At 74.2% G+C, this 2,920-nt stretch carries 3 protein-coding genes; all 3 read left to right on the top strand.

The annotated features are described in order from the left end of the window. Positions 1-162 precede the first annotated feature (162 nt). From MFF42_RS22975 to MFF42_RS22965, 3 genes are read left to right on the top strand one after another with little or no spacing between them, the layout of a single operon-like run. Positions 163-1,128 carry a nonribosomal peptide synthetase MxaA gene (locus MFF42_RS22975; protein WP_238258031.1) on the top strand — a complete coding sequence of 322 codons (966 nt, stop codon included), beginning with the start codon at positions 163-165 and terminating at the stop codon, positions 1,126-1,128. A 4-nt stretch (positions 1,129-1,132) separates the two neighbouring features. After that, positions 1,133-2,200 carry a vWA domain-containing protein gene (locus MFF42_RS22970; RefSeq protein WP_238258030.1) on the top strand — a complete coding sequence of 356 codons (1,068 nt, stop codon included), beginning with the start codon at positions 1,133-1,135 and terminating at the stop codon, positions 2,198-2,200. Continuing rightward, complete coding sequence (locus MFF42_RS22965; RefSeq protein WP_238258028.1) at positions 2,200-2,826, top strand: MxaK protein; 627 nt, start codon at positions 2,200-2,202, stop codon at positions 2,824-2,826. The genes MFF42_RS22970 and MFF42_RS22965 overlap by 1 nt, the downstream gene beginning before the upstream one ends. Positions 2,827-2,920: the final 94 nt, after the last annotated feature.

The following is a 2,920-nucleotide window of genomic DNA, read 5'->3' as shown; positions in this document are numbered from 1 at the left end:
CGCCCCTCTCCTCCCCCTTGTGGGGAGGAGGCAGGAGGTGGGGGTGGTTCAGGATGAGGCGGTGCGGTGCCTTCTGCACCACCCCCACCCCGAACCCCTCCCCACAAGGGGGAGGGGACGCGTAGGCTGCTTCGTCGAGCATCACTGGTCTCGCCGTCTGGGATCTTTGAATTCGAGCCTTCCTTCCGGGGAGGCACCGCCGCGCGGGCTCTCGGCCTCGTCCTGCTGCTGGCCGGAGCGTGTCCCCTGCCCGCCTCGGCGCAGGTGCGCGGCGTGGAACTCCGCACGCCGCGCGCCTTCGGCTACTTCCAGGGCGACCTCGTTCAGGTGCAGGCCGAGATCCGCGCCGATCCGGGCTTCACCCTGCAGCGCCCGTCCCTGCCGAAGCCCGGCCCCGTCACCTACTGGCTCGACCTGCGCGACGTGCGGACGGAGGAGGGCCGGGGCGCGGACGGCTCCAACGTGATCCGCCTGCGCCTGACCTATCAGGACTTCTACGTGGCGCTCGACGCCCGCACCCTCGACGTGCCGGGCTTTCCCGTCACCGTCGAGAGTACGGGAGCGAACGGCTCGACCACGGCGGTGGCGCAGGTGCCGGCCTGGAAGATCGGCGTCTCGCCGTTGCGCGAGGTGCAGCCCGAGCGGCGCGACGACCCGGCCGAGTATCTGCGGCCCGACGGACGCGCGCCCCGCCTCGATCCGCAGCCGGCGCTCGCCTCGGCCGCCGGCTGCCTCGCCCTCGCGGCGCTGGCGCTGGTGCTGCTCGCCTACGACCGGGCGTGGTGGATGTTCGGAGGCCGCCGCGGCCGGCCCTTCGCGCAGGCGCTGAAGGCGCTGCGCCGGGCACGGCGGCAATCGCAGGGAGAGGCCCTGTACCGCGCGGCGCTGCTCGCCCTGCATCGCGGCCTCGACGCGACCGACGGCCGCCGGGTGCTCGCCGACGACCTCCCCGATTTTCTGGAGCGCCATCCCGCCTTCCGGGGGCAGGCGGGCGGACTCCAAACCTTCTTCACGGCCTCCCGTCTCGCCTTCTTCGGCCGGGACACCGCCGGGGCCGGGACGAGATTCCCCCTGCCCGAGGCCGAGGCGCTGCTGCGCCGCCTCGGCGCGGTCGAGCGGAGCGCGTGATCCCGTGGCGCCGCTGCTTCCCTCCCTCGGCGTGGCCACGCCCTGGTGGCTCTGGCTCCTGCCGCTGGCGGGGCTGCCGCTGCTCCTGTCCGTGACGCGGCGCAGCCCGGTCGCCTCGGTCGCGGCAGCCCCCGAGGATCCCCTCTCCGCGGGCTTGCGGATCGCCCTGACCGCCGCCGGCATGCTGGCGGTCGGCGGCCTCGTCCTGGCGCTGGCCGGCCCCTACCGCGCCGGCGAGCGGGTGACCCGCACCGGCGTCGGCGCGCAAGTTTCGATGCTGATCGACCGCTCGGGCAGCATGAACGAGACCTTCGCCGGCCGGCAGCCCTCGGGGGAGGAGGAATCGAAGGCCGCCGCCTCCCGCCGCATCCTGCGCGACTTCGTCGGCGAGCGCGCCCACGACCAGTTCGCGGTGACCGCCTTCTCCACCGCGCCGATGCTGGTCGTGCCGATGACCGACCGGCACGACGCCGTGCGCGCGGCCATCGCCGCCATCGACCGGCCGGGCCTCGACTACACCAACGTCGCCCGCGGCCTCGGCATGGCGCTGTCGCAGTTCGGTGCGGGCGCGCCGGGGGTGTCGCGGGCGCTGCTCCTGGTCTCGGACGGGGCGGCGGTGATCGATCCGCGCATCCAGGCGCAGCTGCGCGCCGAGTTCGCCCGGGTGCGGCCGAACCTCTATTGGCTGTTCCTGCGCACCAAGGGCTCGCCCTCGATCCACGACAAGCCCGCGGGCGAGGACACGCCGCAGGCCGCGCCGGAGCGCCATCTCGACCTGTTCTTCAGGAGCCTCGGCGTGCCCTACCGCGCTTTCGAGGCGGAGGGCGCCGACGCGGTGGCGAGCGCCGTGCGCCAGATCGAGGCGCTGGAACGCGACCCCATCCCCTATACCGAGGAGCGCCCCCGCCGCGACCTCACCGGCTGGGCCTACGCGCTCGCCGCCCTCGGCCTGCTCCTCCTCGTCCTCGCCAAGCTGGCGGAGACCGATTTTTTGCGCGCGCCCGTTCGTGAGCAGGCGGCCATCGCCGTTCCCGCGCCCGCCGCCGCACCGAAAAAAAGGGCCGCCGCCTGATGCCCTCCGCCCTCACCCACGCCTCCGCGCCATCCCTGCGTGCCCGGCTCGGCGCGGGCGCCGGCCAGGGCTGGCGCAGCGTCCGTCCGTTCCTGCTGGTGCTGCTGCCGATCCTGCTGCTCGGGACGGCCGCCGCCTTCGCGCTCTCGGCGTGGCGGGACACGCGCACCAACGCGGCCATCGCCGCGCTCGAAGCGGGGCGCGACGTCGCCGTCCCGCCCGACGCCCCCGACGCGCTCCTCGTCGCACGGACGAAGTTCCTGGCGTTTCGCGATCGCCTCGGCGAGACCGAGCCGCTGCTGGAGACCCTCGACGGCCGGCGATCCGCTGAAGCCGCGGCGCGGGCCCGCTACGTCGTCGCCAATGCCCGCATCCGCGAGGCCTTCCGGCTGATCGAGCGCAGCGAGCTCGACAAGGCGGGGCCGCAGGTCACCCTCGCGCGCCAGGACTACCGCCGGGCGCTCCAGGCCCGGCCCGACTTCTGGGACGCGAAGTTCAACTTCGACGTCGCCTCGCGCCTGATCCGCGACTTCCCGGAATTCGACCGCACGTTCGGCGACGAGCTGAAGGCCGAGCCCAAGCAGATCTGGACCGACATCCCCGGCCAGCCGCGGGGCGGGCCATGAATGTGCGGGCCATGAGCCTCTGGGCCGAACTCCCCTTGGCAAGGAACCTGCGCGACCGCCGTCTCCAGGCGCTCGCCGCCGCGCTTCTGCTCGC

Origin of the sequence: Methylorubrum podarium, from assembly GCF_022179745.1 — a bacterium.
GTDB lineage: Bacteria > Pseudomonadota > Alphaproteobacteria > Rhizobiales > Beijerinckiaceae > Methylobacterium > Methylobacterium podarium.
The sequence above is the reverse complement of the archived record's forward strand: the minus strand, read 5'-3'. Positions and strand labels throughout refer to the sequence as shown.

Coding starts and splice junctions, on each gene's coding strand:
- MFF42_RS22965 (WP_238258028.1), top strand. CDS start 2,200: ATGCCCTCCGCCCTCACCCACGCCTCCGCGCCATCCCTGCGTGCCCGG.